The organism is Mesorhizobium sp. M5C.F.Ca.IN.020.32.2.1, from assembly GCF_004023105.1.
GTDB lineage: Bacteria > Pseudomonadota > Alphaproteobacteria > Rhizobiales > Rhizobiaceae > Mesorhizobium > Mesorhizobium wenxiniae.
This window is the reverse complement of record NZ_RZSX01000581.1, coordinates 1-4,167: the sequence shown is the minus strand read 5'-3', so window position 1 is coordinate 4,167 and position 4,167 is coordinate 1. Positions and strand designations below refer to the sequence as shown.

Here is a 4,167-nt window from a genome sequence, read left to right as displayed (position 1 = left end):
TGCTGCGAATGATCCGTATCGCTGCCCGTGCCGAGCACGGTCTTGAACGGTCCGCAGGCTGCCTTGCGCACCGCGTTCAGGAATTTCGCGTCCTTTTCCGGCGGCACTGGGCCGACGTCGATCCTTCTCCCGTTCGACAAGGTGAAGCTCGCGATATCGAGCGCATTGCCGAAAGCGTGCTCGGACAGTTTCCCTCCGCCGTGGCGCGGCCGGCAGACATAGGCGGATGCCTGGCCGACCGACTTGAGATTGGCGTCGAGTTCGGCCTTGGCCGCCGGCTGGATGGTATTGGCAGCGAAGCGCGCGGCGGCCTCGGCCATCTGGCAGTTCAGCTCGGTTTCGGGGTGGATATCCAATGACTTGCCCAGCGTCTTCAGCGCGATCGGATAGGGGATAGAGCAGCCGACCGCCGCATCGTGCTCGGCCTTGCGTTCCTCGAAGTCGACACCCATCGACTTCAGCCGCCTCCGGCAAGCAAGTTCCTCGTCCGGCATATTTTCCTGCGGCACAGAGGCCGAGCGCGGGTCGGGAGGGATTTCTTTCTCCTGCGCTTGCGCCGGCTTCTCCGGTGGTTTCGTGGTGGCGGCCGGTGGTTCGGCCTCGGCGGGCTTTTCGCTCGGCGTTGGAGCGATTGCCGGCGGCTCCGGCCGGGCTTCCTTATGCTGGTCCGACGTCTGCTGGTCCATTTTGTCGGTCGCAGGTTGATCAGGCTTTGGCCCATCCGCAGGGCGCGGTTCGGGGATCGGGACGTCGGCAGGCGCGGCTTCTTGCGCTGGTTGCGGCTGATTGAGCTCCGGAACAGGCACGGCTTCAGGCAATTCCGGAGCTTGGGCCAGGGCCGATCCTGCGGACAGCATCGCCGCCGCCAAAGGTAGCGCCAATCTGCTCAATCCGGCCAATCTGATCAATGTGGCCAATCTGATCAATGTGGGAGGGGTCAGCGCCGCCATTCGCCGTTAACGGTGAGCGAATGCGGAAGTTGCCTGAACGAGGGTTTTGGCCGATCACGAACGGTAACCGCGGTGTTACGCACCGATCGCTTCCAGCCCTTCCTCCAGCCAGTCGGCCAAGAGCGGCATGCCGAGCAGATATTTCGCCGTGCGCTTGTTGGCGCGCTCGCGCGCGGCCGCCAGCGCGTCGGCCCATTCCGAAGCGTCATAGTCGCCGCGTCCAACCCAGGCCAGGGCGACCAGTTCGGCCGCCTCGTCGACATTGAGGTCGTTGATCAGTTCGCGCAATTCTTCTTCGGTGAGGTTTTCGGAACTTTCCTCGACGAGACCGTCATGATGATGATTGTCATGCGCCTCGCCGTCGAGTTCGACCTCGTGCTCGGCGCCATCGGCATAGTCTTCGTTGACGGCGGCGCTCAGCGCCTTCGCCTTGAGGATGAACAGGCGCACGGTGTCGGGACCGATCGAAAGCTCCCACTCCTTTTCAAGGCGCCGCTGCACTGGCTTTCTCCGCATACTCCGTTGCCGTTTGCTGGATGATAGCGAATTTGCAGCGCTCGTCACGTCATGTTCGGCACTTCTATTTTCCGACTGGCGCGGACCGTTCAAAAAGCGTTCAATGGCCATGACTTTTTTCCGGGATGAAACGGCTTTTGCCCGGCGTTAGTCCTGCATTGTCATTCTTCAAGGAGGGTTCGATGCGCAGACGATTGCTGATCCAGGTTCTGGCGGTTGCCGCCCTGCCGCTATTTGCCGTTCCGGTGTTTTCGGCCGGTGAAGGTGGAGGCGGTGGTGGTGGCGGCCAGACGACACAGTGCAAGAAAGGCATGGTCTGGGACAAGAAGCTGAAGAAATGCGTTGCGCCCAAGCAAGGCATGCTGGACGACGACAACATCTATGAAGCCGGCCGCGCGCTGGCGATGGCCGGACGTTATAACGAGGCGATCGCCGTGCTCAGCCTGGCTGCGGACAAGAAAGACCCTCGCATCCTCAACTACCTCGGCTATTCGCACCGCCATTCCGGACGCGTCACCGTCGGTCTCGGCTATTACGAGGAAGCGCTGCGCATCGATCCGAACTATACGCTGGTACGTGAATATCTCGGCGAGGCGCATCTGCAGATCGGCGATCTCGCCGGCGCCCAGGAACAGCTCCGCGAGATCGAGAAGCGCACCGGCAAGGAATCTCGTGAATACGGCATGCTGTCTGAGCAGATAGACCGTTTCATGAAGAGCTGATTCGAAGCCCAAAACGCTCCTCACTCCGGCTGTGAGCAGTCGCAGCCGGTTTTTTTACCGCTCGCCCGGCCAGCCGTGCTGCCGTGACGGCATTTCAAAAAAATGGCGGGTGAATTTTTCAAAACCGATTTTTTTGGCGTGAAAAACCCACGAGGATTGCTATATTGGGGGAAATTGCGGTGAGACGGTTCCGTTAGCCCGAGGCTGCCGGACCGTTTTCTTTTTGTACCCATCGACAAGGTCGCTCCCGGAATGCGGGGGCGGCGGCAGGAAAGGTCAGGCATCATGAACAAGGTCCCGATGACAGGCGAGGGGTTCGCGTCATTGAAGGAAGAACTGCGCTGGCGCCAGCAGGAAGAGCGGCCGCGCATCATCGAAGCGATCTCCGAAGCGCGCTCGCATGGCGATCTTTCCGAAAATGCCGAGTACCACGCGGCGAAAGAGGCGCAAAGCCTCAATGAGGGTCGCGTCAACGAGCTCGAGGACTTCATCGCCCGTGCCGAGGTGATCGACGTCACCAAGCTCAGCGGCGAAAAGGTCAAGTTCGGCGCGACCGTGGTGCTGGTCGACGAGGACACGGAAGAGAAGAAGACCTACCAGATCGTCGGCGACCAGGAAGCGGATGTGAAGTCCGGCCGCATCTCGATCTCCTCGCCGATCGCGCGGGCGCTGATCGGCAAGGAAGTCGGCGATGCGATCGAGGTCAACGCGCCAGGCGGTGCGCGGGGCTATGAGATCGTCCAGGTGCAGTTCATCTAGGGGTAGAGCGGGCAGGATTTGTTCCTGAATCGCACTGTTTTAGCCCCGAGGTTTGCGCTGCCGCTCATCACCCTGCCGGGCACTTCTCCCCGTATAGTGACGGGGAGAAGGACGCCGTAACCGACGGTTTCGCCAATTATCAGCGTTGCAGGACAGGCGCCGAGTTCGCGTCCAGCCCCCTTCTCCCCGTCACTATACGGGGAGAAGGTGCCGGCAGGCGGATGAGGGGCGGCGCCGACCCTTCCATTTGGATTGCTTCAACAAAATCAACGCCTTCCGGTTGCCAGATCGTGCGCTTGGCGCTCCATAAGCCTCTCCGCCTCCGCCACCACTTCCGCAGGCACGACACGGCCGCCGGGCGTGGCCAGCAGCGTTGACGAGAACGGCCCGCGCGGGCCGGTCAGGCCGGGTTCTGTCGCCAGAAACACCGCGACCGTCGGCAGGCCGAAGGCACTGGCGAGGTGGGTCAGACCGGTGTCCGCGCCGATGACCAGCACCGATCGGCCGATGATCGCGGCGATCTCGGCAAGCGGTGATTTCGGCACCAGCACGGTCTGCGGAACGGCTTGGGCGATCGCCTCGGCAATCGCCTTTTCCCTGTCGTTAGACCAGGTGGTGACCGGCGTCATTCCTCTTCCCACGAGAAGCCGGGCAGTTTCGATCCAGTCGCCGACCGGCCATTTCTTGTCCTCGCGGCTGGTGCCATGCAGCAGGAAGGCGGTTTTTCCCCCGACAAAGTTCGAACCGCCGGCCGGCGGCATGATGCCGGACTCGAGCCCGGAAAAATCCGGTTCATAGCCGAGCGCCAGCCCGAACAGCCGCCTTGTGCGTTCTATGGCGTGCAGATCGCGCGGCACAGCGTAGCGGCGGTCGTAGAACAAAGTCGCCGAAGGCTCGCGAGCGCTCGACCGGTCGAAGCCGACGATCGGCGCCGCGGCCTGTTTCGCCACCAGGGCCGACTTCAGCAATCCTTGCGCGTCGACGACGAGATCGTAGCGGCAATCCCGCAAGGCGCTGCGCAATCCCGCTGCCTCGCGCCATGTGCCGCGGCCGAGTGGGCTTGTGCGCCAGCGCCGGATTGCCACTGTGTGGATGGTTGCGATTGCCGGATGCAGCGCTACGATGCCGGCAAAAGCCTCTTCCACACACCAGTCGAGCGACACATCCGGCCGGTTGCGGCGCGCATCCTCGCCGGCCGGAAAGGCGTGGATGACGTCACC

At 62.4% G+C, this 4,167-nt stretch carries 7 protein-coding genes; 3 read left to right on the top strand and 4 right to left on the bottom strand.

The genetic code is table 11. The features are described 5' to 3' along the window. Positions 1–857: extensin family protein (locus EOA86_RS24735; protein WP_164891951.1), on the bottom strand; the 857-nt coding region annotated here is incomplete at its 3' end. Here EOA86_RS24735 and EOA86_RS40590 point away from each other — a divergent pair. Continuing rightward, positions 787–960, top strand: a complete 174-nt coding sequence (locus EOA86_RS40590) for a hypothetical protein (protein ID WP_164891950.1) — start codon at positions 787–789, stop codon at positions 958–960. The two genes, EOA86_RS24735 and EOA86_RS40590, sit on opposite strands and share 71 nt — an antisense overlap. Positions 961–1,025: 65 nt before the next feature. Here EOA86_RS40590 and EOA86_RS24730 read toward each other — a convergent pair whose 3' ends face one another. After that, on the bottom strand, positions 1,026–1,451 hold the full coding sequence (locus EOA86_RS24730; RefSeq protein ID WP_029350061.1) for a DUF3775 domain-containing protein: 426 nt from the start codon (positions 1,449–1,451) through the stop codon (positions 1,026–1,028). 197 nt (positions 1,452–1,648) lie between these two features. On the opposite strand from EOA86_RS24730, the gene EOA86_RS24725 reads away from it, so the two are divergent. Then, positions 1,649–2,188, top strand: a complete 540-nt coding sequence (locus EOA86_RS24725) for a tetratricopeptide repeat protein (protein WP_128344069.1) — start codon at positions 1,649–1,651, stop codon at positions 2,186–2,188. 20 nt (positions 2,189–2,208) lie between these two features. Here the strand turns inward: EOA86_RS24725 and EOA86_RS24720 are convergent, their stop codons facing one another. Next, positions 2,209–2,475, bottom strand: coding sequence for a hypothetical protein (locus EOA86_RS24720; protein ID WP_128344067.1), 267 nt, complete (start codon positions 2,473–2,475; stop codon positions 2,209–2,211). On the opposite strand from EOA86_RS24720, the gene greA reads away from it, so the two are divergent. Then, a complete protein-coding gene (gene greA / locus EOA86_RS24715) occupies positions 2,474–2,947 on the top strand; it encodes a transcription elongation factor GreA (RefSeq protein WP_065012064.1) in 474 nt (157 codons plus the stop codon). The two genes, EOA86_RS24720 and greA, sit on opposite strands and share 2 nt — an antisense overlap. Before the next feature lie 266 nt (positions 2,948–3,213). Here the strand turns inward: greA and waaC are convergent. Next, on the bottom strand, positions 3,214–4,167 hold a 954-nt coding region (gene waaC / locus EOA86_RS24705; RefSeq protein ID WP_128344065.1), incomplete at its 5' end, for a lipopolysaccharide heptosyltransferase I.

Excerpts from the sequence above, each read along its gene's own strand:
- EOA86_RS24725 (WP_128344069.1), top strand. The coding sequence starts at position 1,649 with ATGCGCAGACGATTGCTGATCCAGGTTCTGGCGGTTGCCGCCCTGCCG.
- greA (WP_065012064.1), top strand. The coding sequence starts at position 2,474 with ATGAACAAGGTCCCGATGACAGGCGAGGGGTTCGCGTCATTGAAGGAA.
- EOA86_RS24720 (WP_128344067.1), bottom strand. The coding sequence starts at position 2,475 with ATGATGCCTGACCTTTCCTGCCGCCGCCCCCGCATTCCGGGAGCGACC.